The 18,079-nt window shown below is 32.5% G+C and carries 21 protein-coding genes; 1 reads left to right on the forward strand and 20 read right to left on the reverse strand.

Going from position 1 to position 18,079, the window contains the following annotated elements:
* Window positions 1-5: 5 nt before the first annotated feature.
* The 5 genes from OZP06_RS04200 to OZP06_RS04220 form a co-directional block, all read right to left on the reverse strand.
* Complete coding sequence (locus OZP06_RS04200; RefSeq protein WP_269223813.1) at window positions 6-992, reverse strand: SDR family oxidoreductase; 987 nt, start codon at window positions 990-992, stop codon at window positions 6-8.
* A gap of 20 nt (window positions 993-1,012) precedes the next feature.
* Window positions 1,013-3,460, reverse strand: a complete 2,448-nt coding sequence (locus OZP06_RS04205) for a polysaccharide biosynthesis tyrosine autokinase (protein ID WP_269223814.1) — start codon at window positions 3,458-3,460, stop codon at window positions 1,013-1,015.
* Window positions 3,461-3,474: 14 nt separating this feature from the next.
* Window positions 3,475-4,266 (reverse strand): polysaccharide biosynthesis/export family protein, encoded by a 792-nt coding sequence (locus OZP06_RS04210; RefSeq protein ID WP_281324285.1) that lies wholly within the window; start codon window positions 4,264-4,266, stop codon window positions 3,475-3,477.
* Window positions 4,267-4,335: 69 nt separating this feature from the next.
* Entirely contained in the window at window positions 4,336-4,956 is a 621-nt protein-coding gene (recR, locus tag OZP06_RS04215; protein ID WP_269223815.1) for a recombination mediator RecR, read from the reverse strand.
* Between the two features lie 262 nt (window positions 4,957-5,218).
* On the reverse strand, window positions 5,219-5,584 hold the full coding sequence (locus tag OZP06_RS04220; protein ID WP_269224545.1) for a CoA-binding protein: 366 nt from the start codon (window positions 5,582-5,584) through the stop codon (window positions 5,219-5,221).
* 216 nt (window positions 5,585-5,800) lie between these two features.
* Here OZP06_RS04220 and OZP06_RS04225 point away from each other — a divergent pair, with 216 nt between their 5' ends.
* Complete coding sequence (locus tag OZP06_RS04225; RefSeq protein ID WP_281238826.1) at window positions 5,801-6,427, forward strand: MarC family protein; 627 nt, start codon at window positions 5,801-5,803, stop codon at window positions 6,425-6,427.
* Window positions 6,428-6,505: 78 nt separating this feature from the next.
* Here the strand turns inward: OZP06_RS04225 and OZP06_RS04230 are convergent, their stop codons facing one another.
* From OZP06_RS04230 to rpmD, 15 genes are all read right to left on the reverse strand, one after another.
* Window positions 6,506-7,441 carry an arginine deiminase-related protein gene (locus OZP06_RS04230; RefSeq protein WP_269223816.1) on the reverse strand — a complete coding sequence of 312 codons (936 nt, stop codon included), beginning with the start codon at window positions 7,439-7,441 and terminating at the stop codon, window positions 6,506-6,508.
* A 79-nt stretch (window positions 7,442-7,520) separates the two neighbouring features.
* Window positions 7,521-8,435 (reverse strand): arginine deiminase family protein, encoded by a 915-nt coding sequence (locus OZP06_RS04235; RefSeq protein WP_269223817.1) that lies wholly within the window; start codon window positions 8,433-8,435, stop codon window positions 7,521-7,523.
* A gap of 74 nt (window positions 8,436-8,509) precedes the next feature.
* Window positions 8,510-9,784 (reverse strand): citrate synthase, encoded by a 1,275-nt coding sequence (locus OZP06_RS04240; RefSeq protein WP_269223818.1) that lies wholly within the window; start codon window positions 9,782-9,784, stop codon window positions 8,510-8,512.
* Between the two features lie 152 nt (window positions 9,785-9,936).
* On the reverse strand, window positions 9,937-11,229 hold the full coding sequence (gene eno, locus OZP06_RS04245; protein ID WP_281238824.1) for a phosphopyruvate hydratase: 1,293 nt from the start codon (window positions 11,227-11,229) through the stop codon (window positions 9,937-9,939).
* Window positions 11,230-11,347: 118 nt separating this feature from the next.
* Window positions 11,348-12,451, reverse strand: coding sequence for a glutamine-hydrolyzing carbamoyl-phosphate synthase small subunit (carA, locus tag OZP06_RS04250; RefSeq protein ID WP_269223820.1), 1,104 nt, complete (start codon window positions 12,449-12,451; stop codon window positions 11,348-11,350).
* Between the two features lie 258 nt (window positions 12,452-12,709).
* The gene (gene rplQ / locus OZP06_RS04255; protein ID WP_269223821.1) at window positions 12,710-13,195 is read right to left on the reverse strand and encodes a 50S ribosomal protein L17; all 486 of its coding nucleotides are present in this window, start codon (window positions 13,193-13,195) and stop codon (window positions 12,710-12,712) included.
* A gap of 36 nt (window positions 13,196-13,231) precedes the next feature.
* Window positions 13,232-14,224, reverse strand: a complete 993-nt coding sequence (locus OZP06_RS04260) for a DNA-directed RNA polymerase subunit alpha (protein ID WP_269223822.1) — start codon at window positions 14,222-14,224, stop codon at window positions 13,232-13,234.
* 21 nt (window positions 14,225-14,245) lie between these two features.
* The gene (gene rpsD / locus OZP06_RS04265; RefSeq protein WP_281238822.1) at window positions 14,246-14,851 is read right to left on the reverse strand and encodes a 30S ribosomal protein S4; all 606 of its coding nucleotides are present in this window, start codon (window positions 14,849-14,851) and stop codon (window positions 14,246-14,248) included.
* A 92-nt stretch (window positions 14,852-14,943) separates the two neighbouring features.
* Window positions 14,944-15,327, reverse strand: coding sequence for a 30S ribosomal protein S11 (rpsK, locus tag OZP06_RS04270; RefSeq protein WP_024981527.1), 384 nt, complete (start codon window positions 15,325-15,327; stop codon window positions 14,944-14,946).
* An 8-nt stretch (window positions 15,328-15,335) separates the two neighbouring features.
* A complete protein-coding gene (rpsM, locus tag OZP06_RS04275) occupies window positions 15,336-15,710 on the reverse strand; it encodes a 30S ribosomal protein S13 (protein ID WP_073018962.1) in 375 nt (124 codons plus the stop codon).
* 2 nt (window positions 15,711-15,712) lie between these two features.
* Window positions 15,713-15,829, reverse strand: a complete 117-nt coding sequence (gene ykgO / locus OZP06_RS04280; RefSeq protein WP_008992256.1) for a type B 50S ribosomal protein L36 — start codon at window positions 15,827-15,829, stop codon at window positions 15,713-15,715.
* A gap of 12 nt (window positions 15,830-15,841) precedes the next feature.
* The gene (gene infA, locus OZP06_RS04285; RefSeq protein WP_007136545.1) at window positions 15,842-16,057 is read right to left on the reverse strand and encodes a translation initiation factor IF-1; all 216 of its coding nucleotides are present in this window, start codon (window positions 16,055-16,057) and stop codon (window positions 15,842-15,844) included.
* A gap of 3 nt (window positions 16,058-16,060) precedes the next feature.
* A complete protein-coding gene (gene secY / locus OZP06_RS04290) occupies window positions 16,061-17,407 on the reverse strand; it encodes a preprotein translocase subunit SecY (RefSeq protein ID WP_281238821.1) in 1,347 nt (448 codons plus the stop codon).
* 13 nt (window positions 17,408-17,420) lie between these two features.
* Entirely contained in the window at window positions 17,421-17,873 is a 453-nt protein-coding gene (gene rplO / locus OZP06_RS04295; protein WP_264566657.1) for a 50S ribosomal protein L15, read from the reverse strand.
* Window positions 17,874-17,884: 11 nt separating this feature from the next.
* Window positions 17,885-18,067, reverse strand: coding sequence for a 50S ribosomal protein L30 (rpmD, locus tag OZP06_RS04300; protein WP_027310825.1), 183 nt, complete (start codon window positions 18,065-18,067; stop codon window positions 17,885-17,887).
* Between the last annotated feature and the right edge of the window lie 12 nt (window positions 18,068-18,079).

An 18,079-nucleotide genomic window follows, 5' to 3' on the forward strand; every position in this document is an offset into this window, starting at 1 on the left:
ATCTACTAGCTGCTCAAATTCTCCCAATACCAACCCACAGCTTCCTTCAATCCTTCTTGCAAAGAAAATTTAGGATCATAACCCAAAATCGATTTTGCTTTATCAATACTGGCTAATGAATGCGGAATATCTCCTGCTCTATTGGGACCATATTCAATTGCAACTTGAGCAATTTTGGGATCGTATACAGATAAATAGTTTTTTAAATAACCCACCAAGTCATTTAATGTATTCCGATCCCCATAAGCAGTATTATAAACCGTATTAACAGCCTCTGGATTTTCCGTAGTCATTGCCAATTCATTCATCTGAATCACATTGTCAATATATGTAAAATCACGCGAATAATTTCCGTCACCATTTATTTTAGGACTTTCATGTTGCATCAATTGCATCACAAATTTTGGAATAACTGCTGCATAAGCTCCATTGGGATCTTGTTTTCTGCCAAATACATTAAAATAACGCAATCCAATAGTCTCCAATCCATAGGTTCTACTAAAAATTTCAGCATACAACTCATTTACATATTTGGTTATAGCATATGGTGACAAAGGTTTACCAATTACATCTTCTACTTTTGGCAATCCAATTGAATCTCCATAAGTTGAAGAACTAGCAGCATATACAAAACGTTTTACCTTAGCATCTCTCGCCGCTACTAACATATTCAAAAAGCCGGAAACATTGACATCATTTGAAGTGATAGGGTCGTTAATAGATCTTGGAACAGAACCCAAAGCTGCCTGATGCAAGATATAATCAACTCCTATAACGGCTTGTTGACAGGTTTCTAAATTCCGAATATCACCTTCAATTAATTTAAAATTTTTATTATTCAAAAAATCTTTCAAATTATGTCGATGCCCAGTTGCAAAATTATCCAAACAAACTACTTTGTAATTTTTAGACAAAAAATAGTCACACAAATTGGAACCGATAAATCCTGCTCCGCCTGTAATTAATATTTTTTTGTTACTGTTTTCAATCATTTTTTAAATGAATTACATTTTTAATTCTTTCTTTTAAATTTATCCAATATAGTTTTCTTCTTTTCCTCTTCATGATAACCGCTAGAATAATTACCATTTCCATACCCATATCCATAACCATACCCACCACCATACTTAGCTTTGTTTTCAAAACCATTTAGAATAATACTAGTATTGTGTAACTCCCCTCGATTAACCCTATTGTTCAATAATGTAATCATCTCTTTTTTAGTGAAATTTTGTCGCACCATATATAAAGTTACATCGCAATATTGGGACAATTCAAGTGAATCAGCAACCAGACCAACTGGAGGTGTATCCAAAATAATATAATCGTATTTTGTTTTTAGCTCTTCTATCAATTCTTTCATTCCATCACTCATAATCAATTCAGAAGGATTCGGAGGAATTGGCCCAGAAAGTATCACATCCAAAAAAGGAATAGAAGTAGGATTTACAATCTCATCCAAACTTTTTTGATCGATTAAATAATTGACTACCCCTACCGTATTTTGTAAATTAAATTCTTCAAATAGTTTTGGTTTTCTCAAATCCAAACCAACAATCACTGTCTTTTTTTCGCTCAAAGCAAATACTGTAGCAATGTTAATCGAACAAAATGTTTTTCCTTCGCCACTTACCGATGAAGTAATCATTAAGGTTTTGGCTCCCGCTACGTTATTTTTTTTATACAAAAATTGAAGAGATGATCGGATTGCTCTAAATGATTCAGATAATGCAGATTTTGGTTTTTCAAAAACCGCTAAATTTATATTATCCATATTGATTCCAACCACTCCTATTAATGGTATGCTTGTTAGTTTCTGGATGTCTTCTGGATTATGAATCGTATTATTGATGAAAAACATAACAACAATAACAAGTAAAGGAAGTAACAAACCAAGAAATAAGGCTAAAACATAATTTACTCCTGTTTTTGGCCCGATTAGACCTCCTCCTATATCTTTTGCAGGATCAATAAAATGAATATCTGACAAATTAGCGGCTTTAACAATATCTGCCTCACTACGCTTTTGCAAAAAAGTATTGTAAATATTATCACTTAAATCATATTTTCTTTTGATCTTTATCAATTCCTGTTGGTCATCTGGAAGTCTCTTAATCTTGCTTTCCGTCTGATTGATTTTACTTTCAACAGTTGCCAAATCATATTGCAAGGAAGATTTTGCTGTAGTTATATTTTCTAATAATACATTCTTTACTGCTTCCATTTGATTATCAAAATCTCTAAAAATTTTCTCACTCTTTACAGCGTAAGCCATTTCTGATCTTTGAGTAGAAAGTGCAATTAGTTTGGAAACATTCACAACAATATTAGGATCCTCGATACCTGCTACTGAAGGTGCTGGTAACTTAGAGTAATCGACGCTGTTTTTCAAATAGGCTTTCAGGGAGTTGTAATACTGAATTTTACGATTAATTGCATCTTTTTCAACATCAAAATTCAACACTTTATCCGAGAACTTAGCACCACCACCTTCTTCAACATCATAAATGTTTTTATCTTTTCTAAAAGATTTCAACTCATCTCCCGTTTCTTTTAATTGGGATTCCATGGCAATAAGCGTACTGTCTATAAAATTAATTGTATTGGTAGCAAATTGATTTTTACCATCCAACTGTCTTTTTATCAACATTTTTACAGTCGAATTCAAATATTCAACCATACGTGCTTTATTGGCCCCTTGCATTCCTAAAGTAATTATTGATCCACCTTTATCATCCGATTTGACATTAACATTACGGTAGTTAGAAACTGTTCCGTCAAAATCATTAAATCTGACAAAATATTCATTGCCTTTATACAAACCAGGACTGTCTTTTATCCTCAATTTCCAATTCAAAAAAGGCAATGAAACCAGTTCGCCTACTTTATATTTCTTTACAAATTCTCCTTCTACAACGGAAGTATTGGTATAACTATTATCCAAATAATGAATCAATGATGCGCTAGTTCCTTCAAATGGAATTCTCAATTCATACACATTTTCGGTAATAAATTTAACTCCAATAAGATTTCCAACTAACTGCCCTTGTTTTTTATCTATATCCACATAAAAAGGGACTGCTCCATAAGCGTCTAAAATATTGTATTCCCCTTGTACCAAATAATCAATATAAAACTGCAATTTATCAACCACCAATTCATTATGGGAACGGGATTGTAAAGTAGTTGAAATAGTCTGAATTTGATCGGATGCACCACCCCAATTAAACACTAAGTTAGTGCTTGAGGTAAAGAGTGGATTGGTTTCTTCTTTTACCGAAATCAAGGTTTCGACTCCATAAATCTTTTCCTTTCGTATATTGACTTGATACGCTATCATTAATGCTACAAAAACAGATAGCAAAAACCATTTCCAATAACTCAATATCTTTATTAAAAAACCTTTAAAATCAAAACTAGGATGATTTTCAAAAACCGTAAAATCTTTAATATCTAACATCTTTTGAAATAGTTTTAATTTTTAAGCAACAAATAAGTTGTTGTAAATAAGGACAACAATGTAATTATGGTTGTCAATGATTGAATTCCGGTACTTCCAGTTCCCCACGTTTTTTGCTTCAGTGGTTTGACATAAATGTAATCATTGGGTTGCAAGAAATAATAAGGCGAATTCATCACATTAATATTGGTAAGATCTAAGTCTTTCATCTCGGTCCCATTTGGTGTTTGTCTAATGATAGTTACTGCCTTTCTATCTCCAGTAGTTGTTATATCACCTGCATTGGCAATAGCCTCCATAACATTTACTTTTTCTTGAAATAAAGTCTTTGTTCCTGTACTTCCTACTTCTCCATTGATTGTATATCGAAAGCCCGCTAATTTTACCACAACAAAAATACTTGCGTTATCCTTAAAATATTCAGCTAATAATTGTTTTTCGATACTAACACGAACTTCCTCTAGCGTAAATCCCATTACATTCATTTCTCCCAATACTGGAATTCGTATATTGCCATGATCATCAACGGTAAAGCCATTAAAATACAAACCTGATTCAGATTGTTCCGATTCAGTTCCACTGACCGTTGGATTAAATATAGTGACCAATTTGGGATCCGATGCTTTGATAGTGACGCTTAACACATCATGGGTTTGCAAACGATAAGGTTTAGATTCTACCATTGCAATTGGATCCTCGCTAGACGAATTACCTTTTTTTTGAAGATAAACCAAATCTTTTACAGGAATACAAGATGTAAATACAACACTGAAAATTAAAAATATAAAGGCTAAACGTTTGTTCATTAGTATAATTTTGATAGCAAAGATAGTTTTTCGCTTACGATTTAAAAAGCTAGATTCTCAACTAGCTGATCAATTGATTTTCAATGATTTCTCAAATGGAACTCTTTGTAGTATACTTCTCCCAAGTGTAACTTCGTCTGCATACTCCAATTCGTCTCCAACAGCAATACCTCTTGCAATTGTTGAAACAATTATTTTCAAATCGGATATTTGTTTGTAAATATAAAAATTGGTGGTATCCCCTTCCATTGTAGAGCTTAAAGCAAATATAATTTCACTTATTTGACCTAACTTAGCTTTTTCTACCAATGTAGAAATAGTCAGTTGACTGGGACCTACGCCATCTATTGGAGAAATTTTGCCCCCCAAAACATGGTAAATTCCTTTAAATTGTCCTGTATTTTCAATTGCCATTACATCACGAATATCCTCTACAACACAGATAATATGATGATTCCTATTAGCATTGGCACAAATTTCACAAATTTCACTATCCGAAATATTATGACAACTTTTACAATACTTTATTTCTTCTCGCATGGTAACCAAAGCTTGTGCTAAAAAAACAGCTTGATCTTTGGGTTGTTTTAATAAATGCAAGACCAATCTCAAAGCGGTTCTTTTACCAATTCCTGGTAATTGAGCCATTTCATTAACTGCTTTTTCAATTAATTTTGAAGAAAATTCCATATTTACAAAAGTAAGCAATTCGACAAACTGCTTTTTAGAAAATTAAATCTATTTTAACTTACAAGACAACCTGTTTTTTTTTCAAAATCTATTTTGAGTTTATGCCAATTCTAAAAGTTGCCAAAAAATCATTATTATTTCAATCTAAAAAACATCACTTCCAAGTAGCTTATCCCAGATGGAAACGGCATCCTTTTTTGGGCTCTTTTTTTTAGAGGCCAAAAAAGATATAGTGTACAGCTGGAAATAGATCCTAAAAAAATTAATACTTATTTAAAGTGAGTAAAACCAAAGTACACGCTACTTCATACTTGATATTATTCAATTCTAACAATTGGTAAAACTGAGGATTTTCGGTTCCTGGATTAAACAAGACTCGTTTAGGTTTAGCTTCAATTATATAATTGTAGTACTCTTTTTGACGTGAAGGATTGATATACAAAGAGATGGTATCAATGTTTTTTACCGGAATTGCTTTAGTATTTATCTTAATTCCTGCAATTTCTCCAGTATTTTGACCCAAAGCAAGAACGGAATTTCCTTTTGCTACAAGCATTTCAATAGCTTTAAAAGCAGCTCTTTCTGGTTTTGTAGTCGCTCCAATAACTAATGTTTTTTTATTTTTTATCATTTTAAATCAATATAAGTTACAAAAGTAATCAAAATGGATTTAGCACTTGCTATTTATTAGAACATACCCTTTGCATTTTTGATTATAATTCCACCTCAAAATAAATATTTTTATGGATTTGCGAATAAAATGACAATAAGTGAACGAAATCCTAACAAATAGGTAATTTAAATTCTTGTAAAATGTTTACTTTTACAGTAAAAATAAAAATTAATGGATTTGTTTATTTACCTATTTGCTGCATTATTTTCTGTACTAAATCCCATCGGAACAGTTCCAATTTTTGTTGGATTAACTAGTAGTGATTCCAAAAAAGAGTGTTCTAGAATTTCATTATGGACTGCCATAAATGTATTTCTTATCCTCATAATCTCTTTTTTTGCCGGTAAATATGTACTTAGTTTTTTTGGGATTAATATAGATTCACTTCGAATTGCAGGTGGATTGATTATTGTCAGTTCTGGATTCTCCCTATTGTCTGGAAAGTTCAACAAAAAACGAGGTATCAACAAAAAAATAGAATCAGATGCCCAACAACGAAATGACATTGCATTAACACCTTTGGCAATGCCAATGCTTGCTGGACCAGGATCAATATCTTTATTAATTGCATTTTATCAAGAACACCATGAAACCAATGAGCTCATTATTGCTTCGTGTGCAATATTAGCTATTGCAATTGCTATTTTTATTATTCTTAGGAGTGCAAACTTTTTGGCGCAAATACTAGGGGCTTCTGGTATCGTAGCCATATCTAGAATTGTTGGTTTTATAGTAATTGCAATTGGAATTCAATACATCGTTAGTGCACTTATCAATATTATCAAAGGAAATTTTTGATGTTATTAAAAAACAAAAAAATCCAAATTCCAGGTTATATAACATTTGGAATTTGGATTATTCTTTAGAATCAATTTTTTATTCTCTCGGTAAGAAAATCTCTGCCATCATACAGCGAGCACTTCCTCCACCACATGCCTCAATAGTATCAAGACTTGAACTTAAAATTGTTACATGCTCTTCTAATTGAGCGATTTGTTTTTTAGTCAAACTTTGATGAGCAGATGCACTCATTACTAGATACCTTCTTTCGTCAGTTCCTTTGACTTCAAGCATATTTCCAGCAAAATTATTTACTTGGTCTTCGGTAATAAGAATCACTTCTTTTTCATCTCCTTTTAGACTGTCCAAAACCATTTTTCGTTCTTTTTTGTCGTCAATACAATCAGCACAAATAACAGCAAATGTTTCTCCCAAACACATCATCACATTAGTATGGTAAATCAGTTTTCGTTCCTTATCAACCGTTTGAAAAGCCTCAAAAATTACAGGAGTAAATTCAAAGTCTTCACAAAATTCAATAAACAATTCTTCATCGGCTCGAGGGGATAGCGCACAATAAGCTTTACCATTTTCTCTATCTAGTACAACACTTCCTGTTCCTTCTAAGAAAAAACCATCTTCTTCCGCAGAAGTATAATCCATAATATTTTCGATCACAAACCCTTTCTCTTCCAAAATGTCTAAAATATCTTCACGTCGCTCTAGTCGGCGATTCTCTGCAAACATAGGATATAGAGCTACGTCTCCATTCTCATGAAATGAAATCCAATTATTAGGAAAAATACTGTCTGGTGTATCCGAATTTTCTCGATCATCAACTACAGTTACATCAACACCAACTGCTCGAAGCTTTTCAACAAAAACATCAAATTCCTGTTGCGCTTTTGCATTTACAGTGGCTGGCATAAGACCATCTAAAACTTTTTGATAATAATTATTTACTGCCGTTTGCTCATTCATACGGAATGCTACTGGCCGAATCATCAAAATGGAGTTTGTTGTTTGTTTCATGTTATTTTTTTTAAGTTAAAAGCTTCAGATTTAAAGTTTAAAGCTCAAGAATTAAGACTTTAAACCTAAAACAAAAATTTTAATCTCTTATTAATGGCAAAGTAGAACAACGGAGCAAACCTTCTTGCTTAGCAATTTCAGAATATGGAATCTCTTCTACTACAAAACCATTTGATCGCAGCCAATTATTTAATCTTGTAAAATTCTTTTCAGAAACAACAACATTTGCATCAATAGAAAACACATTCGAGTTCATATTATACATTTCGTCTCGTGTAATATGGAATAAATTTTCTTTTCCAAAAAGATCTACCAAAAACATATAATCTGCTTCTTCTCTAAATCCACTTTTATAAATAATACCTTTATCTTTTCCAACTGGTTGAAAACAGCAATCCAGATGCAAAGCATTATCACGAGCTTCTATTTTTGATTTCACCAAATCAAATTCTTTGACAATTTTATTTGGGAATAGCTCTTTTAAAAAATCAACTCCTTGCCAATTGGTTCTTGCAGTAACATAACTCGCATAATCACTGCCTTTGTATGTTCCTACAAAAATATAATCATTCCAAAGCATAACATCTCCACCTTCAATATGAACTTCATCCGGTGGACGAACTACTTTTGAAGGATCAATTTGATCAATTACATATTGAATGGCATCTAATTCTCGTTCTCGATCCGGTAAAATATTTGATTTAATAAAAATATCATCTATGACAAAGCCAATATCCCTTGTGAAAATTTGATTGTAATTTTCAATCATCTCTGGACGTAAAACTGTTACACCATATTTTTGAAATACCGAGTTAAAAGCCTCCATTTCAACAACCATATCTGCTTCAATAGGATATGTATTGGCTAAAATATGCTCTAAAGATTTAGGGTCGTAAGCTTCTTCAGCTTTCGGTGTTGGCCCATTATTTATAGCAGAACCCAACACTACTGCCTTCAATCTTGAAGTTTCATTTTTTATGTTTAATTCTAGCATTTTTTTTAAACTTTTGCCAAAGATAAAAAAAAAAGCTCCACCGTAAAGTGAAGCTTTGATAAACTATTTAAGTTTTATGATTTAACATATTCTCTTAAAGGATAACCAGTATATATCTGTCTTGGTCTTCCTATTGGTTCTTTATTTTCTCTCATCTCTTTCCATTGTGCAATCCAACCTGGCAATCTACCAATTGCAAACAATACAGTAAACATATCTGTTGGAATTCCTAAAGCTCTATAAATAATTCCAGAATAAAAATCTACATTTGGATATAAATTTCTTGATTTGAAATACTCATCTTCTAATGCTGCAACTTCTAATTTTTTTGCAATGTCTAAAATAGGATCGTTTACTCCCAAAGTTGAAAGCACTTCATCTGCCGCTTTTTTGATTATTTTTGCTCTTGGGTCAAAGTTTTTGTAAACTCTATGACCAAATCCCATCAATCTAAAAGGATCATTTTTATCTTTTGCTTTTGCCAAATACTTATCAGCATCTCCTCCATTAGCATGAATTTCTTCCAACATCTCAAGTACAGCTTGATTTGCACCACCATGAAGTGGTCCCCATAATGCAGATACTCCAGCAGAAATAGAAGCAAAAAGTCCAGCGTGTGAAGAACCTACCATCCTTACCGTCGAAGTCGAACAGTTTTGTTCATGATCAGCATGAAGAATAAATAATTTATCTAATGCATCAATAACAACAGGATTTGCTGTGTAAGGCCCCGTAGGCAATTTAAACATTAAATTCATAAAGTTTTCAACATATCCTATTGTATTATCATAATAATTCAATGGATACCCCATGCTTTTTCTATATGTCCAAGTAGCAATAACTAAGAATTTGGCAATCGTTTTACAAACTGCATCATACATGTCTTTTGCATTATCTGCATCTACAGATTTAGGATTAAAAGCTGTCAATGCACTAGTCAAAGCAGACAAAACTCCCATTGGGTGAGCAGTTCTTGGAAAACCGTCTAAAATAATCTTCATCTCTTCACTAACCAATGTGAATTTTCTAATATCATTTTCAAACTGTTCCAATCGTTCAGCAGAAGGTAATTCTCCAAAAATAATTAAATAAGAAACTTCTAAAAAATGTGATTTTTCGGCTAATTCCTCAATTGAATACCCTCTGTAACGTAAAATCCCAAGTTCTCCATCCAAAAAGGTAATTTCACTTTTACATGCACCAGAATTCTTATAACCAGGATCAAGAGTAATCACACCAGACATATCCCGTAATTTACTAATATCAACGGCAGCTTCATTTTCACTTCCAATTATTACTGGAAGCTCAAACTTATTACCATCTATTTCTAATATTGCTATTTTTGACATATTTTTTAATGAAATAAAATTTAATTTATAATTTATCAAATCTAAGGAATTCCCATTAATTTAAAAACTAATTGATCATCGAATTTGTTAAATATTAAAAAAAAAGCCATTCATCAAAGACGAATGGCTTAATTATTATAAAACTATTAAAATTACTTTATTTTAAAAGCTTTTTTTCCAGGAAAATAAGCTGAATTACCTAATTCTTCTTCAATTCTTAGTAATTGATTGTATTTTGCCATACGATCAGAACGAGAAGCAGAACCTGTTTTAATTTGCCCACAGTTTAAAGCAACTGCTAAATCAGCAATAGTATAATCTTCAGTTTCTCCTGAACGGTGAGACATTACAGATGTATAACCAGCATTTTTAGCCATATTTACTGCTGCAATTGTTTCAGACAAAGTACCAATTTGGTTTACTTTTACTAAAATAGAATTAGCAATACCTTTTTCTATACCTGTTGACAAACGATTTACATTAGTAACAAACAAATCATCACCTACTAATTGTACTTTGTGACCGATTTTATCAGTCAACATTTTCCAACCATCCCAGTCATTTTCATCCATTCCATCTTCGATAGAAATAATTGGATATTTAGAAACTAGTTCTGACAAATACTCAACTTGTTCAGCAGATGTTCTAACTTTACCAGTTGGCCCTTCAAACTTAGAATAATCATATTTACCATTTACATAGAATTCCGCAGAAGCACAATCTAAAGCAATCATAATTTCGTCTCCGAAAGTATATCCTGCCATTTCAACAGCTTTTTTTATAGTATCTAAAGCATCCTCTGTTCCTCCAGCCAAAGTTGGAGCAAATCCACCTTCATCACCTACAGCAGTAGAAAGATTTCTATCGTGTAACACTTTTTTAAGGTTATGGAAAATTTCAGTACCCATTTGTAAAGCCTGTGCAAAAGAAGTCGCTTTTACTGGCATAATCATAAATTCTTGAAAAGCGATAGGGGCATCAGAATGAGATCCTCCATTGATGATATTCATCATCGGTAAAGGCAATGTATTAGCAGAAACACCACCTACATATCTATACAAAGGCAATCCTAACTCTTCTGCTGCTGCTTTAGCAACTGCCAAAGAAACTCCTAAGATAGCATTTGCTCCCAAATTAGATTTAGTTGCAGTACCATCCAAGTCAATCATCATTTGATCTATAAGATTTTGTTCGAAAACAGAAGTTCCAACTAATTCTTCAGCAATTTTAGTATTTACATTTTCAACCGCTTTCAAAACTCCTTTTCCTAGAAAAGCTTTCCCTCCATCACGAAGTTCATGTGCTTCGTGTTCTCCCGTAGAAGCCCCTGAAGGAACAGCAGCACGTCCTAAGACACCATTTTCAGTAATTACATCAACTTCTACTGTAGGATTACCTCTAGAATCAAAAATTTGTCTTGCGTGAATTTTAATAATAATACTCATTATTCTTATTTTTTATGTTATTAATTTGTATTTTACTCAAAATTAAGCAAAATAATTCACAAGTCTTTATTCTGAAAACGTTAATATATATTTTTTTATTAACGATAACGTTTTAGTCTTATACTGTTTTCATGTTTTCGATAAACTGATCAAAAAGATAAGAAGAATCGTGCGGACCTGGACTCGCTTCTGGGTGATATTGCACTGAAAAACAATTCATATTTTTCATTTTCATCCCTGCTACAGTTCCATCATTTAAATGTAAATGTGTTATTTCTAAATCTGGATGATTAATTAACTCTTCTTTATTTACTGCAAAACCATGATTTTGAGAAGTAATCTCTCCTTTTCCTGTAATAATATTCTGTACAGGATGATTTATTCCTCTATGACCGTTAAACATTTTGAATGTAGAAACTCCATTAGCTAAAGCTATTACTTGATGCCCTAAACAAATACCAAATAATGGCTTATTATTTTGAAGAATTTCCTTTGCTACCTGTATTGCACTATCCAAAGGATCAGGATCACCAGGCCCGTTAGACAAGAAAAAACCATCTGGATTAAAAGCTGCTAATTCTCGATAAGAAGAATTGTAAGGGAAAACTTTAATGTAACAATCTCTTTTAGCAAAATTACGAAGTATATTCTCTTTAATTCCTAAATCTAAAGCTGCAATTTTATAGGTAGATTTTTCATCACCATAATAATAAGGCTCTAATGTAGACACCTTTGATGCCAACTCCAAACCCTTCATATCTGGCACTTTAGATAACAACTCTTTCAACTCATTAACAGGCGTCTCATCAGTACAGATAACAGCATTCATAGCTCCATGCTCACGAATGTAACTAACTAATGCTCGTGTATCAACATCTGAAATGCAAATTAAATTTTGTTTTATAAAATAATCTTCTAAACTTCCTGAGGAATCTACCCTAGAATAACTAAAACTAAAATTTTTACAAACTAAACCAGCAATTTTTATACTACTAGATTCAACTTCCTTATCATTAACACCATAATTTCCTATATGGGCATTTGTAGCTACCATCAATTGACCAAAATAAGAAGGATCTGTAAAAATCTCTTGATATCCTGTCATACCAGTATTAAAACAAACTTCACCAAATGTTTTTCCATTAATTCCGATAGATTTACCGTGGAATATGGTTCCGTCACTTAATAGAAGAATAGCGCGTTTTCGTGTTGTATATTTCATGTGTATTTTAAATATTGTGCAAATTTAATTGTTTAAAACAGTGGATGCAACGTTTTTTAGTAATAATTAATACAAATTAATACTCTACAGAGTAGCTTAACAAAAAATTAATAAAATGTTTAAAAAAAGAAAAAACCATTTTAAACAGTAAAACAAAAAAAAAGAGAATCTACAATTTTAACTAAAAATAAAATCAAAAAAAAAGGATAAACTATAAATAGTTTATCCTTAATTATTATCAAATAATTATTCTCATAATTATTCAGCAGTATCAGTTGATTCAGCCTCAGCAGCAGGAGCCTCAGTAGCCTCATCTGCTTTTTTAGCTTTTCCACCACGACGGCTTTTTGCTTTTTTAACTTCTTTTTTACCTCCATTATAAAGTTCATTGAAATCAACTAATTCGATCATTGCCATATCAGCATTATCTCCTAAACGATTTCCAACTTTAATGATACGAGTGTATCCTCCTGGGCGGTCACCTACTTTAGCTGCTACATCTCTGAACAAGTCAGTTACTGCATATTTACTACGTAAGTAAGCAAAAACGATACGACGATTGTGAGTAGTATCTGATTTTGATTTTGTTATAAGCGGCTCAACAAATTGTTTAAGCGCTTTAGCTTTAGCAACAGTAGTATTAATACGTTTGTGCTCAATAAGAGAACAAGCCATATTAGCTAACATAGAACTTCTATGAGCTGTCTGTCTGCTTAAGTGATTGAATTTTTTTCCGTGTCTCATTGCTTTATGAAATTTAACCCCGCAAGCGGGATTAGATTATTCTTTATCTAGTTTGTATTTTGCTAAATCCATTCCGAAGGTCAAATTCTTAATCGCAACTAATTCATCTAGCTCCGTTAAAGATTTTTTTCCGAAATTACGAAATTTCATTAGGTCATTTTTATTGAACGATACTAAATCACCAAGTGTATCAACTTCAGCCGCTTTCAAACAATTTAATGCTCTAACAGAAAGATCCATATCAACAAGCTTAGTTTTAAGCAGTTGTCTCATATGCAATGACTCTTCGTCATAAGATTCTGTTTGTGCAATTTCGTCAGCCTCTAGTGTAATTCTTTCATCAGAAAACAACATGAAATGATGAATTAAAACTTTTGCAGCTTCAGTAAGAGCATCCTTTGGATTAATTGAACCATCAGTTTTTATTTCAAAAACCAATTTTTCATAATCTGTTTTTTGCTCTACACGGAAGTTTTCAATTGCATACTTCACATTTTTCACAGGAGTAAAAATTGAGTCAGTAAAAATAGTTCCTATTGCAGCATTCTGTTTTTTGTTCTCTTCAGCAGGAACATATCCTCTACCTTTTTCGATTGTTAAATCGAAATTCAGTTTAATTTTACTATCTAAATTACAGATAACAAGTTCTGGATTCAAAACTTGGAAACCGGAAATAAATTTTTGAAAATCACCAGCTGTTAATTGATCTTTACCGGAAACAGATATTGTAACTGCTTCATTATCGATATCTTCAATTTGACGTTTGAAACGCACTTGTTTAAGATTAAGGATAATTTCGGTAACGTCTTCAACAACTCCTGAAATAGTAGAAAACTCATGATCTACACCTTCTATACGAACAGATGTAATTGCATAACCTTCTAATGCTGAAAGCAAAACTCTTCTAAGTGCATTACCAACGGTCAATCCGTAACCTGGTTCTAAAGGTCTGAATTCAAACTTACCTTCAAAATCGGTTGAATCGATCATGATAACTTTATCGGGCTTCTGAAAATTAAATATTGCCATAAATTTCGACTAAGTCAATTATTATTTGTTGTACAACTCTACGATTAATTGTTCTTTGATGTTTTCTGGAATTTGAAGTCTTGCAGGAACAGTTACAAAAGTACCTGATTTAGTTTCATTATTCCAAGTAATCCACTCATAAACATGACTAGAATTTGATAAAGAACGTTCGATAGCCTCTATAGATTTAGATTTTTCACGAACACCTACTACATCACCTGGTTTCAAGTGATAAGAAGGAATATTTACATTTTCTCCGTTTACAGTAATGTGACGGTGAGAAACGATTTGACGAGCACCTCTTCTAGTTGGAGCAATTCCCATTCTAAAAACCACATTGTCTAATCTTGCTTCACACAATTGTAACAAAACTTCACCAGTTACACCTTTTGTAGCTGATGCTTTTTCGAATAAATTTCTGAATTGTTTTTCTAAAATTCCATAAGAATATTTAGCTTTTTGCTTTTCCATTAATTGAACAGCATATTCAGATTTTTTTCCTCTTTTTTTAGCCATCCCGTGTTGACCAGGTGGATAATTTCTTTTTTCGAAAGCTTTATCGTCTCCGAAAATCGCTTCGCCAAATTTACGAGCGATTCTTGTACTAGGACCAGTATATCTTGCCATTTTAAATTGTTTAAGATTGAGATTATGAATTCAGGTCTTATCCTTCGATAATCTATTTTCAATCTAGGTTATACTATTATTAAATTTGAGTATTAAACTCTACGTCTTTTTGGAGGACGACAACCATTATGCGGCATAGGAGTAACATCGATAATCTCAGTCACTTCAATCCCACCATTATGCAAAGAACGGATTGCAGACTCACGTCCATTTCCTGGTCCTTTTACATATACTTTTACTTTTTTAAGTCCAGCCTCAAGAGCTACTTTACTACAATCTTCTGCTGCCATTTGAGCTGCGTATGGAGTATTCTTTTTAGAACCTCTAAAACCCATTTTACCAGCTGAAGACCAAGAAATAACTTCACCTTTTTTGTTTGTCAAAGAAATAATGATGTTATTGAAGGTAGCAGAAATATGAGCTTCTCCCGTTGATTCAACGATAACTTTACGTTTTTTTGCAGTTGCTTTAGCCATATTACTTATTATTTAGTTGCTTTTTTCTTGTTCGCAACAGTTTTTCTTTTACCTTTTCTTGTTCTAGAGTTGTTTTTAGTTCTTTGTCCTCTTAATGGTAGACCAGATCTATGACGGATACCTCTATAACAACCAATATCCATTAAACGTTTGATGTTTAAAGAAACTTCTGAACGTAATTCTCCTTCAATTTTGAAAGTTGATACCGCTTCACGAATTGCTCCGATTTCGTCATCATTCCAATCTTGAACTTTTTTGTCTTGGCTAACTTGAGCTTTTTCTAAAATCTCAATAGCTCTACTTTTTCCTAATCCAAAGATGTAGGTAAGTGCTATAACACCTCTCTTATTTTTTGGGATATCTACCCCTGCTATTCTTGCCATAATTATCCTTGTCTTTGTTTAAATCTAGGATTCTTTTTGTTTATTACGTACAATCTCCCTTTTCTACGTACAATTTTGCACTCGGGACTTCTCTTTTTTACTGATGCTCTAACTTTCATAGTGAATATCCTTTAATATCTATAAGTAATTCTTGCTTTTGACAAATCATAAGGACTCATTTCTAGTTTCACTTTATCACCAGGTAATAACTTGATATAATGCATTCGCATTTTTCCAGAAATATGAGCAATTACAATATGTCCATTTTCTAACTCTACACGGAACATCGCATTTGATAATGCTTCGATGATAGATCCGTCTTGTTCTATTGCTGATTGTTTTGCCATAAGTTAAGCTACTGCTTTTCTATTTTTACCACTTTTCATCAAACCATCATAATGTTTATTCAACAAGTATGAATTGATTTGTTGAATTGTATCAATTGCAACTCCAACCATAATTATCAATGAAGTCCCTCCAAAAAACATAGCCCAAGATTGTTGAACATCCATAAGACTTACAACAATTGCTGGGAACACAGCTATCAAAGCAAGAAATAAAGATCCTGGAAAAGTTATCAAAGACATCACTTTATCAAGATAATCAGAAGTTTCAGCCCCAGGTCTAACACCAGGAATAAAACCACCGCTTCTCTTTAAATCATCAGACATTTTGTTAGTAGGTACTGTAATTGCAGTATAAAAGAAAGTAAAAACAACAATTAAAGTCGCAAAAACTAAATTATACCAAAATCCAAACATATTACTAAAAGCACCAACAATAGTTTGAGATGCATCTGATTTAGACAAACCAGCAACAGCTGCAGGTATAAACATAATAGCTTGTGCAAATATAATTGGCATTACACCAGATGCATTAAGCTTTAATGGTATCCATTGTCTGTTACCACCCATCATATCTTGCTCAAAATCACCAGATGTTGTACGACGCGCATACTGTACTGGGATCTTTCTTATTGCCATTACTAATAACACACAAGAAATAATAACAAGTAACCAAATAATAATTTCGATAACCAATAACATTGGCCCTCCGTTGTTATTAGTAACTCTTGTTGTAAACTCTTGCATAAAAGCTTGTGGCAATCTAGCTAAAATACCAACCATAATTAAAAGGGAGATACCATTTCCAATTCCCTTATCAGTAATTTTTTCTCCTAACCACATGGCAAAAATTGTACCAGTAACTAGAATAACAACTGAAGAAAACAAAAATTCAAAAGAATTAAACCCTAATAAAAATGCTGAACTAGGTAAAGTTCTATAAAGATTGTAGATATAAGTTGGTCCTTGTACTAAAGTAATAACAATAGTTAACCAACGGGTAATTTGATTGATTTTTTTTCTACCACTCTCTCCATCGCTTTGAAGTTTTTGCAAATAAGGAATAGCAATTCCCATAAGTTGCACAACAATAGATGCAGAAATATAAGGCATAATACCCAAAGCAAAAACTGAAGCTTTAGAAAATGCACCTCCGGTAAACATGTCTAGAATAGATCCTAATCCATTTTTTGTCTGTCCAGCTAATCCAGTCAATTGAGTTGCGTCAATTCCAGGAAGTGTAACATGGGCACCAAAACGATAAACAAGAAGTAGACCTAAAGTAATAAGAATTCTATTTTTTAGTTCTTCTATTTTCCAAACATTACTTATTGATTCAATAAATTTCTTCATCTTAATTGAAAAATTACATGATTACAGCCTCTCCACCAGCAGCTTCAATAGCAGCTTTTGCAGTAGCAGTAAATTTGTGAGCAGTTACTTTTAATTTTGCTGTCAATTCTCCTCTACCTAAAATCTTAACGATTTCATTTTTGGTAGCAAGACGATTAGCTACATAAACTGTCATATCAACAGTATCTGTAATTACTCCATTATCAACTAATAATTGAAGAGTATCAAGATTAACACCTTCGTATTCTTTACGATTGATGTTAGTGAAACCAAACTTAGGTACACGTCTTTGAAGTGGCATTTGACCACCTTCAAAACCAATCTTTTTAGAATAACCAGAACGAGATTTTGCTCCTTTGTGACCTCTTGCAGAAGTACCACCTTTACCAGAACCTTCACCTCTACCTAATCTTTTATTTTGATTGTGTGTAGAACCCTCAGCAGGTTGTAAGTTACTTAAATTCATAACAGTATTTGTTATTTAGCTTCTTCAACAGAAACTAAGTGTTTAACTTTATTTATCATCCCAAGGATTGTAGGATTTGAATCATGCTCTACAACTTGTCCCATTTTACGTAGACCTAAAGCTTCCAAACCTCTTTTTTGAGTAAGAGGACAGTTAATTTTGCTTCTAACTTGTTTTACTAATAATTTAGCCATAATTTCCTTGAA

This window comes from Flavobacterium sp. IMCC34518 (genome assembly GCF_027111095.2).
Classification (GTDB): Bacteria; Bacteroidota; Bacteroidia; order Flavobacteriales; family Flavobacteriaceae; genus Flavobacterium; species Flavobacterium praedii.